Here is a 16450-nt window from a genome sequence, read left to right on the forward strand (position 1 = left end):
GCTCTCTTAAGAAAACAGGAGATGAGCTTTTAGGCGTTAGATATATTGACAGTCAATTATCTAAAAAGAAACCTGTATTAGTTGGTGTTGATAAAGGTAAAAATAAGACTTACAATAAAGATAACAGTACAGAACATTTCTTCGTAATCACCGGGAGAAAATGTGAAAATGGTAAAATCTACTATAGATACTTTGAAGTTGGTACATTTGAGAGTAATAAAGTACTAAAAGGAGTTACAACTAAAAATAAATTATATTTAAAAGAAGATAACACATTAGTAGGCATTAAACCTGAAGATAAAAAAAACACAGTATTAACAGTTACACAAGTAAGAAAAAACAAATAATAATGACAATGATTAAATTTTTTAACTATTTTTTCTTACTGTTTTTTTTGTGTAGTTGCACAGGTCAAGACATTAAACTAAATGAAGGGACTTTTATAGAAGTATCAAAAATAAATGAAAAAGACATATTATTATATCCTTGTTCCGCAAGCATAAACACAATAGTATTAACTGGCGGCTTTATTGAAGAAATTACTGGTCAAGAAACAATTAGAGCAGAGATTTTAAACAAAAAAATAAAAAAAAATGTTATCAACTTTAAATTAAAAAATGATAATAATTATACTTTTGAATTAATTGATTCAAAAAAACATTATTGGAAAATTAATGAACGTATTTATGTAGAAAATAAGTTTTCAAATACAATAGAAAAAATACAAGAACCTTGCTCTGAATGTTTTTCAGAGGAAGAATGTGATTTGTTGAGAAAACAAAATAATGAATTAGCTCTTGAGGAGTTCATCTATAAAGATAAAAAAACATTAGAAACTATAAAAGGAGATTTTAACAACGATGCTTTAGAAGATGCTATAATAGTTACTGACATAGGAGATAAGAATAATAATTCAGAGCATTATCTATTAACAATACTATTGCAGTCATCAAAAAAAGGTCTTTATAAATTATTTTTTGAATCTAGTTCAATATTACCATGTTTAAATTGTGAGGAATGGAATAGTGACGCTGACTATTCGTATTATGATTTAAAGTTAGATAATGGAACTTTATCATTTTCAACAAACAGAACAAATAACAACTTAAACGAATGGGATACAAATACATACATTTTTAAAAATAACGAAGAAGGAATGAAACTACAAAAAGTGACCAAAAACTTTGGGAAATTAGATTCAGATGATGAAATAACTAAAGAATTGGGTGATTTTAATTTTTTAGATTTAAAGAAATTTAATGTTTATAAAGTAGAATAAGTTCCCAGCCCCGCTCCCGCTAGTTTGTAACTAGTGGCAATTAAGAGTAAGCTATAAAAACATATAAGAAAAGCCACAGTTTAAAACGCTGTGGTTTTTTAGTTTTTAAAGAGGTTTATAGTTTTTAAACTCATTATAATAATGTCTTGCAAAAAGAAAACATATAATGGCCATACTTATAGCCATACTAAAAGCAAAATACCCATAACCAATACCACCAATTTTAGCTTTTGTATAAAAAGAAATTGGAGAAATACCCACAAGTAAGACTGTTGTTATAAGCATAAAAGCAGCAATAGTAAAAGGAGAATATTTATAGGTAATTAAATGGCTATAAGTTTTAGCTTTTTTCGGGTTTTTATGGAGGTCAAAGCTCAATTGAACCAGACGGGTAATAGTATTAAGAATAAGAAAAAAATAGCTCATAAGTTTTATAATTTATTTAGCAAAAGCTTGTTTAGTTTTTACGTTTTGTAATAAGCTATCAATAGTATATAAAATACAGTTTTTGTCGTGTTCAGGCAGTTTACTAAGTTGCTGTAAACGTTTAAGCATTGCGGTATCTTTTAAAAGATTTGCATCTTCATTTTCACCTAATAAATACCCTACAGTTGTATCTAATGCTTTAGCAATATTTTTAACAACATCAATCGTTGGTTTAGCTTGTTCTCTTTCGTAGCGTCCAATAATAGAAGGATGAAGCCCCTAGCGCGACATATCCGCAACCCTGGCGCACTTCTGTGAAGTGTGTCTAATTTTCTTTAGTATTTGCAATGCAATTTATAATGTTTAAACAAGGTCTCAGAGATATAAAGTCATAGATAGTGCCGTTCCAACATTTGTGACAATAACAATAATTGATTGGGTAGATTTATTTATTCGACCAACCTATTTTAAAATATTAGATGATTCTCTAAATTATTGTATGGCAAACAAAGGATTAACCGTACATGCGTACGTATATATGAGTAGTCATATTCATCTTATTATTAGTTCTCAAGAAAACGAGTTGCAGGACATTATTCGCGATTTGAAAAAACACACCTCTAAGGAATTTATAAAAGTGATAAAAGAACTTCCTGAAAGTAGAAGGGAATGGCTTTTAGCTAAATTTAATTATGCAGCAAAGCGTGTAAAGAAAGGTGTTAGTTATAAGGTTTGGAAAGATGGGTATCATCCCGTAATTTTAGATACTAGCAAAAAAATAGAACAACGTATAAATTATATACATTATAATTCTGTGGCTTCAGAATTAGTTTATCATGAAAGAGATTGGAAAAACAGTAGCTATGCAATCTATGAAGAAGACAATTCAGAAATCCCTTCGGTTAAAGCACACCCTCTATGGTCATTTGAAATAGGAAAACAATTAGTCACGCTTTACAAAAGCGCGCGAGGTTCTGTGATTATAGATGTGGCACGAGTAGAATCTATTGGAATGAATGGTTCTTCGGATGAAAACTATAATAACGAAAATGAAGGCTATGAAGGATATAATTGTACCCGTACTTCTGTATATCAAAAAAATGGTGGAGCTTTAGCCAGTCATGCTGGTTGGAAAGGATATTTTAGACCTAAAAATTACGTAAAACAATTATAATGAAAAAATTTATATTATTTATATTACTATTTAGTATTTTGTCCTGTAAAGGACAAACAGAATCGAAAGAAGTAGTTTCATCATTTGAGTATTTAACAGAAGAAATATTAAAAACAAAATCTAAAAAAGAATTACGTTTACTTAGAAATGAAGTTTTTGCTAGAAAAGGACATGTTTTTAAAAGTGAAGATTTAATTGAATATTTCAATAAAAAAGCTTGGTATAAACCTAATCCAAATATTTCTTTATCATTTACTGAAAAAGAAAGTAGTTATACCTCTAAAATAAAGACTTTAGAAGAGGTAGAAAATGATTACTCAATAGTTAATTGTATTAATTATTATGATCATAATAATTCAAAGGTATACCCCTTGTCGGGTTCTAGAATAGAAAATGATGAACTTCCAAACGGACTAATTGATATTGAATTAAGTCATAACAGCCTTAAACCGCAAATAAAAGAAATTTTGTTTGATGGATCTATTTTTAATCTTGATTGTCTAAACCCTAACAAATATAGATTTATAATTACAGCATATCCAAATCAAAACCTACACTCATATTTAGTTATTGGTGACTTGATTGAAATCAAAAAACTTTATGGTAGTTTTGGTCCTTATGACAATCATAAAGAATATGATTTTGTATTAAATCACAAGGATTTAGAAATTACTATAGAAGATTGGGAACGAGACAAAAAAGTATCAACTAAGGTTGAAAAATACAAGCTTACAGATACAGGTTTAGTTAAGTTGTAAATTTTTACTCTCTAGCGCTCGTTTGTAACAAGTGCCATATCGAGTAAGAAAACATCAATTAAAATTATAAATGTTTTAGTTAGCTTTTGTACTTTTAAGTAATGAGTAGAAAGCATAAATCTCATACTGTTAAATCAGGATATGATGCTAATAATATTGTTACTTATGCACACGCATCTTCTCGTAAAAAATACACTTATCCAGATGGAACCATTAGAACTTATGGGAAATATGATGGGGAATTTAGGCGAGTTGTTTATAATAAAGGTGCAGGAAAGAAACACATAGTTAAACTTCCTAATGGACTAAATAAAAAAGTAAATAATAAATCTGTGAAATTTGCATTTACATCTACAGCAAGAACATATTGTGGACCCGAACATTTTGCTTGTTTTATAGGTGCTTTAACAGAAGTGGGGTATACTGATATTGTTTCAGGAGGAATGTGTGAAGAGGACGGAACATGCTTTCCTAGTATATCACACAATAATGGTCAAAGTGTTGATACTAGTTATTTAGATGATGATACTAGAGAACAAAACTTTATAAATGCTATGAATAAATTTGGATTTGACGGTCAGCTTAGAGGTCATGCAAAGAAGAAGTTTGATCATATGACTGCTAAATCTCATCACAATTCGCATCTGTATTCAGGAGTGTTAAAACCAAAATATAAATAGAAATGTATAAATTAATGTTAATACAAATATTTTGTATATTAGGTTTATTGACTAGTTGTTTTGAATCTAGAAATAGCGAAAAAAAATTAAAAGATAATAACTTAGTAGAAATAAAAGTAGAATTAACAGATAGCACCTCGTTAAGAGTAAAACAATTATCTAATTTCAACTTAAGTCAGTTACCATTAGGAAATGATAAGATTACTGATAAAGAGTTTAGAAATAAAAATAGCTTTTATATTAAAAAAGGAACAGATATAGAATTAAATAATGAATTTATTTATTCTTCAAAAGGTGAAATTTTAAAAGATTATTTCCATAACTTTTATAAGCCGACAACTTTATCATCAGTTGAAGAAGATAAATATCCTTTATATGATGATAAAGATTATATTCAAAAAGTAGGTATTAAATCTTCAGGACTAGAAAATATTATAAAAAATAAAGATGGGGTATACTTATGTGTTTTTTTTGTGAATTTTAATTATGATAAAGAATATGAGAATTTTATTAAACCTATCAGGTATTTAGTTTCTTTTGATGAAAATTTAAATATTTTGAATGAATTCACTCTTAGTTTTTTTTATGAAACAGAAACAAAGAGTTTCGTAAAACTATTTTATTTAGATGAAAATCTAAATATTTACACTAATTATTACAGGAATAAAGAGGGTGAAGACGGAAATATAAAAGAGACCTTTTCAGAGTTATATAAGTATACTGTATTATACAATGGTACAATTTCAGAGAAGAAAAACAGTACTTTAGAAGTAGGTTCAACAGTCTATGCTCAAGTAAAAACGTATTTAAACTTAAGAGCGCTGCCTAATGCAACAGCCGCGAAAGTAGGGAAAGCTTACCCAACAGATGAATTAACGGTTTTAGAAGTTTTAGAGGGTTGGGTTAAGATAGCGTTAAATGGTAAAGAAGGTTATGTTAGTAAAGATTTTGTTAGGTAAAGAACTTTCTGTTTAAATAAAACATAGCATTGCCACTCAGCTACTCGTGCTATACTGAGTCCGAAATTGAAAAATAAATAAAAGAATATTATAAAATAGGATTAAATCAAGCTACTGGAGATAAGAAGAAAAATCTAGAGAAAAAACAGGATGAAAATATAGCTTTATTAAAAAAACGTGTAAAAAACACCTGTTTTTGGGATAAGGTAGAAAAAGGAGAACAAGAAAACAAAAACTCTTTTTCTAATTTAACAGCAGGGGCATTTTTAGCTATTATTGTCTATAGTTATTATACAAAAGATGAAAAAAAAGAAGCAGATAAAAAAAATATAAGAAATTTTAAAACTTCACAAAAAAATGTTTTGCACTTTCATCCAATGGCGTTTGTAGAACATATGCAACTTCAGAAAAAACTAGATGCTGCTGCTGATTTGTTTTGTAAGCAAGCAGAGTTAGCTATCTCATTTCAAATGGTACAACAAGCATTGGCGGCATATATTACTGCATACACTTTGATTCAAAAGAAATTAAAAAAGCGGTATAAAGAAATAGTTCAACAGGCTTACGAATTTGGAAAAACCCTTAGCATAGAACAACTAAAAACAAGCTCCTTAAATATTATTGCTTTAGAATATTATAATTTTTCTGATAAAAAAATTCAATTCTCTATAGATGAGTTTATGACTCATTTAGAAGGCAAAGATTGGAAAGAAAAATTAAAAACAGAGCAAGCAAATTTTAAAAGAGGAATTGTAGTTTAAAAAAAATATAAACGTATGTTATTAGCTAACAAGCATTTTACACCAGTTTTAGGAATAGACATACATATTGTAGTACTCTTAGGAGTACCTACACCTTTACCGCATCCGTTTATTGGGATGGTAATGGATCCTATGGACTATATTCCTTTTATAGGTTCTACAGTAAATGTAAATAGTGTACCAAAAGGCAATAGCCAAACAGCAGGCATGTTGGGTACTTTTTTTCATATTCCTATGGGCGGACCATTTTTAATGGCTCCAATGATTGGTCATGATTCTATGAACTTTTTTGGAAGTACAACAGTGAATGCTGAAGACAATTATTTTTCACCGTCTGGGCATATGCTAATGACTTGTAGTGATATAGGGATGCCATTATCACTAACTCCGGGTAAAAAAATGCGACCAATACCTAGTATGTATTTACCCACTTCTATGAGTATACCCTTACCTATGGGTAAAACAGTTATGGTGGGTGGTCCTTACGCTCCCGATCTTATGGGGCTTTTAATGGGGCTTGTTATGAGTTATGGTTTTGGGTCTTTAATGAAATTAGGAGGCAAAGCTTTAAAAAAATTTAATCATGGCGTGCTCAAAAAATTTAAATCAACAGAGGGTTTAAGTAAAAAATTCTGCAAAATGGGCTTTGAGCCCGTAGATTTAATTACAGGGCGTATGGTGTATGATGGTGAAGACTTTAGCATTCCAGGACCTATCCCTATTCAATGGGAACGTAATTGGTATTCAGATTCTGGTTATGAAGGACTAATGGGTCATGGCTTTCATAGCAATTACGATCTTTCTTTGCATCTAGTACCCGAAGAAGATACCATAGTGTTACGACTACCTGACGGGCGCGTTACCGCAATGCCAATGCTTCATATTCCAGAAGAAGAATATTATAATCGGCAAGAAAAGCTAACATTGCGCTATGTAGATAAATACACCTATGAGCTTGAAGATAAAAACACATCACTAACGTATGTGTATAAAAGGCGTACCCCCAATCTTTACAAACCAACTGAAATTATAAATGCTGATGGCTTTAAATTAGCCTTAGAATACAACAGTGCCAATACGCTTACCGCTATTCAAGATAGTGTTGGTCGTGTTTTAGAGTTGGCTTTAGATCAATACAAAAGAGTTACAAACATACAAATTACACATAAGGGCAAAGTAAGGCAATTACTATCGTATGGTTATAATAAAGAAGGTGATTTAATAAGAATTACTGACGCAGTAGACCAACATACGCTTATGGAGTATGAGAACCATCTTATGGTTAAAAAAACCGATAGAAATGGTCAAGCATTCTATTGGAAATACGATGGTAAAAAAACAGGTGCAAAATGTATCGAAACTTGGGGAGACGGTGATATTCTGTCTGGAACTTTGGAGTACAGAAAAAATTACAATATCATAACCAATTCTTTGGGGGCTCAAACAATTTATTATTTTAATAATTTAAACCTGTGTACACAAGTTACAGGTCCTCTAGGTGGACATATTTTTCATGAATATACTGAGTTTATGGAGCCTTATCGTGATATTGACGAAGAAGGGAATATTACAGGCTACAGTTACGACCAGAAAGGAAACCTTACCAGTATTCACCAACCAGACGGGGCTGTAGTCACATTTGTTTATGATGAAAAAGATAGATTAGTACTTACCAAATACCCCGTAGGTGGCGCCATAGTTCGTTCGTATAAAAAAGATAAATTACATGCCGTAATAGGTACTGATGGAGGGGTAACTTCTTTTGATTATAATAACAAAGGATTAATTAAAGAGGTGCGCGATAATGCCGGAAATATTTCAGAGTTAGTCTATGATGCAGATTATAATTTGGCACAAATGCATTTGCCCAATGAAGCAGTTGCCGAGTGGGAATATGATGCATGGGGGCGTTGTATTAGAATAGTAAATGCCGAAGGTTACGAAGAGAGCTTTGTGTATGACGATTTAGATAGAGTACGCCAAGTGGTAGAACCAGACCACAACCAAATTCTGTTAAAATACAACGCCTACGATGAAGTAACCGAAATGCACCAACGCAATGGCAAGGTAAGGTTTGAATACACTCCCATGGGGAGTTTAAAAATGCGTGAAGAACGAGGCAGAAAAGTGTTTTTTAATTATGATACCGAAGAGCAATTACGTTATATAGATAATGAACATGGCGAACGCTACCGTTTTAAACGAAATGCAAATGGCGCTATAGTTCAAGAAATTGGTTTTGATGGCTTAACCAGAATTTACCAACGCGACCGTGCAGGTAAAGTACAACGCATAAACAGGCCCGAAGGTAGATTTACCGATTATGAATATGACAATAACGCCCGAATTACCAGAGCAGAACATAGCGATGGTACTTGGGAAACGTATAGTTACAACCAAAACGGACAATTAATTGAAGCTGTAAACCTAAATACTAAAGTTCAATTTATTCGGAACGCTAGTGGAGCGATAGTAGCCGAATACCAAGATGGGCATTTGGTAAAAAGTACCTATGATAATTTAGGCAACCGTACAAAAATAAGCAGTAGCCTAGGGGCTGATATAACTATTGACAGAAATAAAATTGGGCAAATTGAAGCTATGAATGCCCAATTAAATGTACCTGAAGAGGCTAATGTAGCACCCAATACTACAAAAGTAGCAACGCCATGGACCGCTAATTTTGCTTACAATTCTGTAGGTATGGAAGTAGAACGGATGTTGCCTGGCGGTATTAAAGCCACAAAAAAATACGATGAAGCAGGCAGGCCCATACAACATGTTGTAAAGCGTGGGCGTAATGAAATGCGACACCGTACTTATGCGTGGAATGCTAATGATAGACTTAGCAGAATGGTCAACCAACTAACACAAGGCCAAGTTACCTACAGCTATGACAATTTTGGAAGTTTAGCAACAGCTAAATATGAAAACCATGATATGGATTATAAATTACCCGATGAAGTAGGTAATTTATACCGTAACAAAAACCAAACAGACCGTAAATACAATGCGGGCGGGCAATTGGCAGAAGCTAATGGAACCAAATACCATTATGATGAAGAGGGTAACCTTGTCATAAAACAAACCCCGAAAGGCACTTATAAGTACCAATGGTATGGCAATGGAATGCTTAAAGCCGTAGAACGCCCAGACCAACAAACAATAAGTTTTGAGTATGATGCATTAGGCAGAAGAACCGCTAAAATTGATCAGCCTAAATTTGGCAGTCAAGGTACAATTACCCGTTTTGTTTGGGATGGTAATGTACCGTTGCACGAATGGCGCTACAAACTAAAAAGCAGACCAGATTTAGTGGTAGATGAATTTGGTTTACTGAGCACAAGCAAGCCAGAACCCATTGAAAATTTAATTACGTGGGTTTTTGATGAAAATAGCTTTAAACCCTCAGCTAAAATTACAGAAGAAGACACCTACTCTATTATTACAGATTATTTAGGGACACCTGTAGAAATGTACAATAGTAAAGGTGAAAAAACTTGGCAAGTTGAATATGATATTTACGGAAAAGTACGTAAACTTGTAATAGGTTCATTGGCAGATTGCCCTTATAGGTATCAAGGACAGTACGAGGATGTAGAAACTAGGCTGTACTATAACAGGTTTAGGTACTATGATGCGGAGGTTGGGAATTATATAAGTCAAGATCCAATTGGGTTGATGAGTGGCGAACCTAACTTATACGCTTATGTGAGTGATTCTAATACTTGGATAGACCCATTAGGACTATTAGGTATCGGAGAAGTTGCCGGTTATGGTTCAAAAGCGCACGTAGGTGACGGTTTAGACGCTCACGAAATGTTAAGAAATGCATTCTTAAAAGATAGTCCTTTAACAGATATTACTACTAGAGCAGGTGCAAAAGGCAATCCTGCAATGGCTTTAGATAAATCTTTGCATAGAGCGGTGCATGATGCTGAAGCAAGAATAAAAGCAGCTAAAGGAATGGGGAGAAATCAATATTTTAAAAGAGCAAAACATAATATAAGGGTTATGTATCAAGCTATGCAAGAGGTCTTAGTAGATGGAGGTGTAATTAGTCAAGAGCAATTAAGAAATATGAAACGACAGGCTGAAAAGTTTGCTAAGTCAAAAGGCTGTCACTAAAATAATATATTTAAAATGTCACAATTAATTTTTACTGACCATAAAACAGAAAATAGTATAGGTTTTGTTGGTGGAGGAAGTATTCAAATGCCCAATAATATTTGGCCTAAAATTCCGGATACAAATATAAATCAGACACATTTATGTACATTTTTCTCTAATTTTTTCAGAAATGGAAGTCTAGCAGAAAATAAAAATATTTCTATTTTTATTTCACTCGAAAACCATTTTTTAGGAGGTGTAAAGGATTCTTTAACATCGAAATATACAGTTAATCAAAAAAATGACTTAGCAATTTTAAAAGAAGGTTATAGCAAAGTTTTAATTTACGACCATACGAATGATGAAGAATTAAATTTATCGGAAATAGTTCTGAAGAAAAAGTTTTTTGAGATTATACCAGACACTGAAGAATACATGGAGAAAGAACACGTATTCTTTGAAGAGAATGGAATGGGGTTAGATATTTCAAAACTACAAAGTATTCCTTACTTTGAACAAGATATTATTAATCCTAGCCCTAAATATCAATTTTACTTACAACTCTTAGAAGAAGATATTGAAAAGGATTTTAAAATTTTCCAAACAGGAATAGGTTATTTTTATGTCGATAAAAGCATAAAAAAGCTTAAATCAGGTGATGAAGCAGGTTTATTTTTTATACAAAATACTTAAAACCCTGCTAGCACTCGTTTGCAACGAGTGCCCTACACACTAAAAAACAACTAAAAAGCTATCTAAAATTTAGATAGCTTTTTTATTTTCAAGCACCAACTGGCGCAAGATAAAGAAGTCAAAAACTTGCCAAGCAAAATACAATATTAACGGAAAAGTACGTAAACTTGTAATAGGTTCATTGGCAGATTGCCCTTATAGGTATCAAGGACAGTACGAGGATGTAGAAACTGGGCTATACTATAATAGGTTTAGATACTACGCACCTGATCAAGGTATTTATATATCCCAAGACCCGATTGGGCTTGCAGGTGAAATGCCCAATATGTACAGCAATGTGCACAATTCTAACGGTTGGATAGATCCTTTTGGATTGGCTGAACATATAACTTTTCCGAATGAATCTTTACATCCCAAAGCACAAGGGACTTTTACGGTTAAAGCGACAGGTTACCATCATGCAGACAAAGTAGCCTTATATAAATCAGCAGGATTAAAGGAAAGCTTTGATTCAAGTAAATGGATTTCTCACCATGTAAGTTATAACCCAGATACTGGTGACATGAGAATGCAATTAGTTTCACTTGAAGCACATAAAAAAAGTCACATAGGTGGTGTTAATGATTTTGAAAATCATCCCAAAGTAAAATATAATACAGATGATGCATCTAAAATTGCCAAAGCTTGCAAATAAAATTATAAAGAATGAAAAGTAAATTTTTTACCGACCCTAATTTAACATTTAATGAAACTAAGTCAACTTTAGTTGAAGAGGATATTGTAAAGAGCATTCCTTTTGATTTTGAAGGAAAAAAAGACTTTATTTTATTTTACACTCAATATAATGGTGTTGTCTTTCCATTTGGAGCATTTTTTTATAGAGATTCTTTTTATGAAGTTAGGAGGGATGAATATAATTTGTTGGACATAGGAGCTTTTTTTGAGATTTCTAACTCGGAAAACTCTATATTAAAAATGTGGGAATCATTTAAGGCAGATTTGAGAGCAAAAGATATCAGTTCTAAATACTTACCTTTTGGTAATGATTCTAGTGGAAATTTGTTCTGTATTGAGTCAAAAACTGGTGTTGTTGTTTATATCCAACACGAGAACCCAAAAAATATAACCAATGTTGCACCATCATTTTTAGATTTTTGTAATAAAATTCAAGAAGAGATGAGATAGAATATGAGCCCGCTTTACCATATAGTATGGCTCTATTACTAGTTTGTAATTAATGGCAATATAAATAAGAAAATTATAAAGCTATAAATATAAAAATATTTTGGATTTTTTATGATGAAAACTTCTCCTGCTAGCTCGTTTGCAACGAATGCCATATAAAGTAAGAAACAACAAAAAAGCTATCTAAGCATTTAGATAGCTTTTTAATTTCAAACACCAACTAGCACAAGGTAAAGAGGTCAAAAACTAGCCAAATAAAATATTTACGGAAAAGTACGTAAACTTGTAACAGGTTCATTGGCAGATTGCCCTTTCAGGTATCAAGGACAGTACGAGAATGTAAAAACTGGGCTGTACTATAACAGGTTTAGGTATTATTCACCTGATAGTGGGATGTATATTTCCCAAGACCCTTTAGGTATAGAAAGTACCAATCCAAATATATACGCATACGTACACGATTCTAACTCATTTATAGACCCATTTGGACTTAAAGAACTTTATGCTTTATTAGCCAAAAAAGACGGTTGGTATCCAGTTATGGAATGGGGAAAGAAAAATCCAATTGGAGAAATGTTTTTAAAGAAAGGAGAGCTGTGGAAATTAGGAGAAACGAAAAACCCAAAAACAAGGTATACTCAAAAATGGTTAAGAAAAATGAACTTAAGAAAAGTAGCAACGCATAATGGTCCTAAAAAACTAATGCAAATGCTTGAAGGAATGAAATTAAAAGGATATTTAGCTTGGAAAGGTTTCTTACCACCAGGAAACAAAGCTTGTCATTAGAATAAAATAAATATGGAAATTTCAATAGTTTGCGATACTTATTTAACTTACATAATTGAATTAAGTGATGAACTTGAAGTAGTATTGGATAAGGTAAATAATAAATATAAAGGTATAAATGAGCCAAAAATAATTGGTTTTGCTTTCAGATGTTTACCTATCGAAATTGGCAGAAAAACATTTAGACGATACGATAAGGATAAAGAATTGACACTTGATATAACGGTAAGTTATGAAGAGTATAAGAAAATGTACAAAACAGAAATACGTCACGCTTTAGGTCATACTTTTTATAATTATTTAGAAGAGTCTTTAAAAAAATACAAATTCAAAGAAATTAATACAAAAGAATTACTATCCGATATAAAAAATTGGTGTAATGAAATTGGTTGGTTAGAAGAAGAGGTCGATTATTCAAAAGATTTAGATTATCCTGAATAAAAAAGTTATAATTATTTGAGTTTTAAATATTTATAATGGTTAGAAATGAAAGGTAATAGCACACGCTAGCGCTAGTATCTTTTAAGAACAACAATGAAAGCTATCTAAAATTAGATGGCTTTTGTGTTTTTAAGCACTAGCTGTCTCAAGATTAAGAAGTCAAAAACTTGCCAAGTAAAATAAAATTTTCTCTAAAAAGTACGTAAACTTGTAACAGGTTCATTGGCAGATTGCCCTTTTAGGTATCAAGGACAGTACGAGGATGTAGAAACTGGGCTATACTATAACAGGTTTAGATATTATTCGCCCGAGAGCGGGACATATATAAGTCAAGACCCGATTGGACTTGAAGGTGGGGCAAATTTTTACAGCTATGTTCCAGATACAAATAGTTGGATAGACCCATTTGGACTTAATGATGTTGCCACAGGTTCAGGGCGTACACACGTAAAATATTCAGGAATTAAAGACGGTAAGCCTTATCACGGCTATGCAAGTGCGCCAACAAAAGATAATTTATCTGCTCAAGCTATTATAAAAAGACGTTATGGGAATAACTTTGATGACTTTGATGTTGCGCCTGAACCTGATTATATAGGAAAAGGTGTTGACGGAAAACAAACTGCACGAGGATTAGAACAAAGAGGTTTTGAAGCTGATGGAAGTTTAAAAGGAACTTCTAATGCACAAAATCCTGTTGGTCCAAATAATAAGAATAGACAAAATTATTTAGATAAAGCAGATGCCCATAATAAAAATGAAAGTTAAAGGCTGTAGCGGTTAAAATAAATTGATAAAATATATGGCTAAAAGAGCAACGCCTTGGAAAGAAGGTAAAATAATAAGTATAGAAACACGTAAAGGAGTATTTGTGTTGGCACAAATGTTAAAATCTCCTTTTTTAAGGTTCTATAATGCCTTTAGAGAAGATGAAAACTGGGGGAAAGTTGATGTTGGTATTTTTGAAACGCTTTTTACTAAAGCAGTTACAGGAGTATTTTTAAAGCATAGTAATACTTCGGTAATAAAAACAGCTATACCTGATTTAGACAGGGAAGATTCTGATATATGGATAAAAGGACATTCAGGAAATCGTAAAGTTAAAACTTGGATTGGTAAGGAATATGAAAAAGAGTTTTATATTCTAGGTTCAAAAGCTGGAGGAAGCTTAGTTGAAATGGATTTAAACAAAGGAGGTATTTACAATCACCCAAGCGGTCTTTTTGATAAAGTTATTGTTGAAGATATTCCATTAAATGCGGATGATATTATAGATAATCACGAAACAATGGGATTAGCGGTGTTCCCTTTAACAAATGAACGTTTATATTTATGCTATAAGGCAGGAAAAAATGTAGACCCAACTAAAGATTTGAAATTTAATCGAGAAATCCCTAAAGATTATAAAATCGCCATTGAGATTATGTCGGGTGGTGGCGGAAAAGAGAATAAAGAGAAAATATTGGATACTTATTTTAGGTGAAAATATCAAATAAACAGAATTTAGAAAGTCAATTTGTTATAAGATTGGCTTTTTTTCTGCTCAAAAACTTCGCTTTTAGCTATTTTAAATAAAGTTATTAACATTTACCTCTTTTTTCTCAATCCTTTTATTTTCGGGTGTTTTCGCCCTTTTCCGCCTTATTCTTTTTTGCCCAGTATTCGTAGTATTTAGGCGGTTTTGAAGTGGTAAAAACAACCACAAAAAAACCAAAAAGAAAGCAGAAAGAAAGCAGAAAAAAGCCCCAAAAAAAAGACAAAAAAACCGAACAGAAACCCCAAAACGAGTAAAAAAGGAAGCCTAATATCAAAAAAAACAGACTACAAACAAGAAAAAGCCCCAAACCGCTAAAGCGGTTTAAAAAGAAAATCTAAAAAAGCGTTTCGTTTTATAGAAATAATGACTTTTACAAACTCAAATAATAGTCAAAAATTACATTTAAAAAATGCAAATATCAGATTGAAAATCGCAATAAAAACAGCCCCCCAAAATGGCGTAATTATTAATAAGTCCATCATTTAAAAACGCTGTAAAATTCTAATAAAACGAACATTAAATACTTAAAAAATCGAGTTTAGAATTGCAACAAAAAAATATTGGATTTTAAGGCAAAAAATGAATCGTTTGCAACGTAAACAAAAACCAAACAGACCGTAAATACAATGCGGGCGGGCAATTGGCAGAAGCTAATGGAACCACATACCATTATGATGAAGAGGGTAACCTTGTCGTAAAATACACCCCGAAAGGCACTTATAAGTACCAATGGTATGGCAACGGAATGCTTAAAGCCGTAGAACGCCCAAACCAACAAACAATAAGTTTTGAGTATGATGCCCTAGGTAGGCGTAACGCTAAAATTGATCAGCCTAGATTTGGCAATCAAGGTATAATTACCCGTTTTGTTTGGGATGGTAATGTACCGTTGCACGAATGGCGCTACAAACTAAAAAGCAGACCAGATTTAGTGGTAGATGAATTTGGGTTACTGAGCACAAGCAAACCAGAACCCATTGAAAATTTAATTACGTGGGTTTTTGATGAAAATAGCTTTAAACCCGCAGGTAAAATTACAGAAGAAGATACCTACTCTATTATTACAGATTATTTAGGGACACCTGTAGAAATGTACAATAGTAAAGGTGAAAAAACTTGGAAAGTTGAGTATGATATTTACGGAAAAGTACGTAAACTTGTAATAGGTTCATTGGCAGATTGCCCTTATAGGTATCAAGGACAGTACGAGGATGTAGAAACTGGACTGTTTTATAATAGATTTAGATATTATAATGCTGAGGAAGGGGTATTCATAAGTCAAGATCCATTAGGTATACAAAGTGCTAATCCAAATATATACGCATACGTACACGATTCTAACTCATTTATTGACCCTTTTGGATTAAAAGAATTATATGCTTTATTAGCCAAAAAAGATGGTTGGTATCCAGTTATGGAATGGGGTAAAAAACAGCCAATTGGCGAAATGTTTTTGAAAGAGGGTGAGTTATGGAAGCTAGGAGAAACAAAAAATCCAAAAACAAGATACTCCCTAAAATGGTTAGAAAAAATGAATTTAGAGAAAGTAGGAACTCATAATGGGCCTAAAAAATTAATGCAAATGCTTGAAAGAATGAAATTAAAAGGCTACTTAGCTTGGAAAGGATTTTTACCAGCAGGAAATAAAGCTTGTCATTAAT

Annotated in this window: 16 protein-coding genes and 1 pseudogene; 15 read left to right on the top strand and 2 right to left on the bottom strand. The window is 32.1% G+C overall.

The window, feature by feature from the left end; genetic code table 11:
• Positions 1-355: 355 nt before the first annotated feature.
• Entirely contained in the window at positions 356-1279 is a 924-nt protein-coding gene (locus tag GQR94_RS20520; RefSeq protein ID WP_158978762.1) for a hypothetical protein, read from the top strand.
• Positions 1280-1384: 105 nt separating this feature from the next.
• Here the strand turns inward: GQR94_RS20520 and GQR94_RS20525 are convergent, their stop codons facing one another.
• Both GQR94_RS20525 and GQR94_RS23000 read right to left on the bottom strand, forming a co-directional pair.
• A complete protein-coding gene (locus GQR94_RS20525) occupies positions 1385-1705 on the bottom strand; it encodes a hypothetical protein (RefSeq protein ID WP_158978764.1) in 321 nt (106 codons plus the stop codon).
• Positions 1706-1717: 12 nt separating this feature from the next.
• A pseudogene (locus GQR94_RS23000) lies at positions 1718-1972 on the bottom strand (helix-turn-helix domain-containing protein); the annotation flags it as partial.
• A gap of 232 nt (positions 1973-2204) precedes the next feature.
• Between GQR94_RS23000 and GQR94_RS22525 the strand changes: the two are divergent.
• The 14 genes from GQR94_RS22525 (at position 2205) to GQR94_RS20600 (ending at position 16449) form a co-directional block, all read left to right on the top strand.
• A complete protein-coding gene (locus GQR94_RS22525) occupies positions 2205-2879 on the top strand; it encodes a transposase (protein WP_199271499.1) in 675 nt (224 codons plus the stop codon).
• A complete protein-coding gene (locus tag GQR94_RS20540; protein WP_158978766.1) occupies positions 2879-3637 on the top strand; it encodes a YARHG domain-containing protein in 759 nt (252 codons plus the stop codon). Before GQR94_RS22525 ends, GQR94_RS20540 begins: the two co-directional genes overlap by 1 nt.
• 101 nt (positions 3638-3738) lie before the next feature.
• Positions 3739-4317, top strand: a complete 579-nt coding sequence (locus tag GQR94_RS20545) for a hypothetical protein (protein ID WP_158978768.1) — start codon at positions 3739-3741, stop codon at positions 4315-4317.
• 2 nt (positions 4318-4319) lie between these two features.
• Positions 4320-5276: an SH3 domain-containing protein gene (locus tag GQR94_RS20550; RefSeq protein ID WP_158978770.1), complete on the top strand. Its 957-nt coding sequence runs from the start codon at positions 4320-4322 to the stop codon at positions 5274-5276.
• 377 nt (positions 5277-5653) lie between these two features.
• Entirely contained in the window at positions 5654-6037 is a 384-nt protein-coding gene (locus tag GQR94_RS20555) for a hypothetical protein (protein ID WP_158978772.1), read from the top strand.
• A 15-nt stretch (positions 6038-6052) separates the two neighbouring features.
• The gene (locus GQR94_RS20560) at positions 6053-10165 is read left to right on the top strand and encodes an RHS repeat-associated core domain-containing protein (protein ID WP_158978774.1); all 4113 of its coding nucleotides are present in this window, start codon (positions 6053-6055) and stop codon (positions 10163-10165) included.
• A 15-nt stretch (positions 10166-10180) separates the two neighbouring features.
• Complete coding sequence (locus tag GQR94_RS20565; RefSeq protein ID WP_158978776.1) at positions 10181-10840, top strand: hypothetical protein; 660 nt, start codon at positions 10181-10183, stop codon at positions 10838-10840.
• Positions 10841-11021: 181 nt separating this feature from the next.
• Positions 11022-11534: an RHS repeat-associated core domain-containing protein gene (locus GQR94_RS20570; RefSeq protein WP_233268519.1), complete on the top strand. Its 513-nt coding sequence runs from the start codon at positions 11022-11024 to the stop codon at positions 11532-11534.
• 11 nt (positions 11535-11545) lie between these two features.
• Positions 11546-12025, top strand: a complete 480-nt coding sequence (locus tag GQR94_RS20575; RefSeq protein ID WP_158978778.1) for an SMI1/KNR4 family protein — start codon at positions 11546-11548, stop codon at positions 12023-12025.
• Positions 12026-12286: 261 nt separating this feature from the next.
• Positions 12287-12811, top strand: coding sequence for an RHS repeat-associated core domain-containing protein (locus GQR94_RS20580; RefSeq protein ID WP_158979729.1), 525 nt, complete (start codon positions 12287-12289; stop codon positions 12809-12811).
• Positions 12812-12823: 12 nt separating this feature from the next.
• Positions 12824-13252 (top strand): hypothetical protein, encoded by a 429-nt coding sequence (locus GQR94_RS20585; protein ID WP_158978780.1) that lies wholly within the window; start codon positions 12824-12826, stop codon positions 13250-13252.
• A 222-nt stretch (positions 13253-13474) separates the two neighbouring features.
• The gene (locus GQR94_RS20590; protein WP_158978782.1) at positions 13475-14020 is read left to right on the top strand and encodes an RHS repeat-associated core domain-containing protein; all 546 of its coding nucleotides are present in this window, start codon (positions 13475-13477) and stop codon (positions 14018-14020) included.
• 34 nt (positions 14021-14054) lie between these two features.
• Positions 14055-14735, top strand: a complete 681-nt coding sequence (locus GQR94_RS20595) for a hypothetical protein (protein ID WP_158978784.1) — start codon at positions 14055-14057, stop codon at positions 14733-14735.
• Positions 14736-15429: 694 nt separating this feature from the next.
• The gene (locus GQR94_RS20600; RefSeq protein WP_158978786.1) at positions 15430-16449 is read left to right on the top strand and encodes an RHS repeat-associated core domain-containing protein; all 1020 of its coding nucleotides are present in this window, start codon (positions 15430-15432) and stop codon (positions 16447-16449) included.
• Position 16450 lies beyond the last annotated feature (1 nt).

Source organism: Cellulophaga sp. L1A9, assembly GCF_009797025.1.
Taxonomy (GTDB): Bacteria; Bacteroidota; Bacteroidia; order Flavobacteriales; family Flavobacteriaceae; genus Cellulophaga.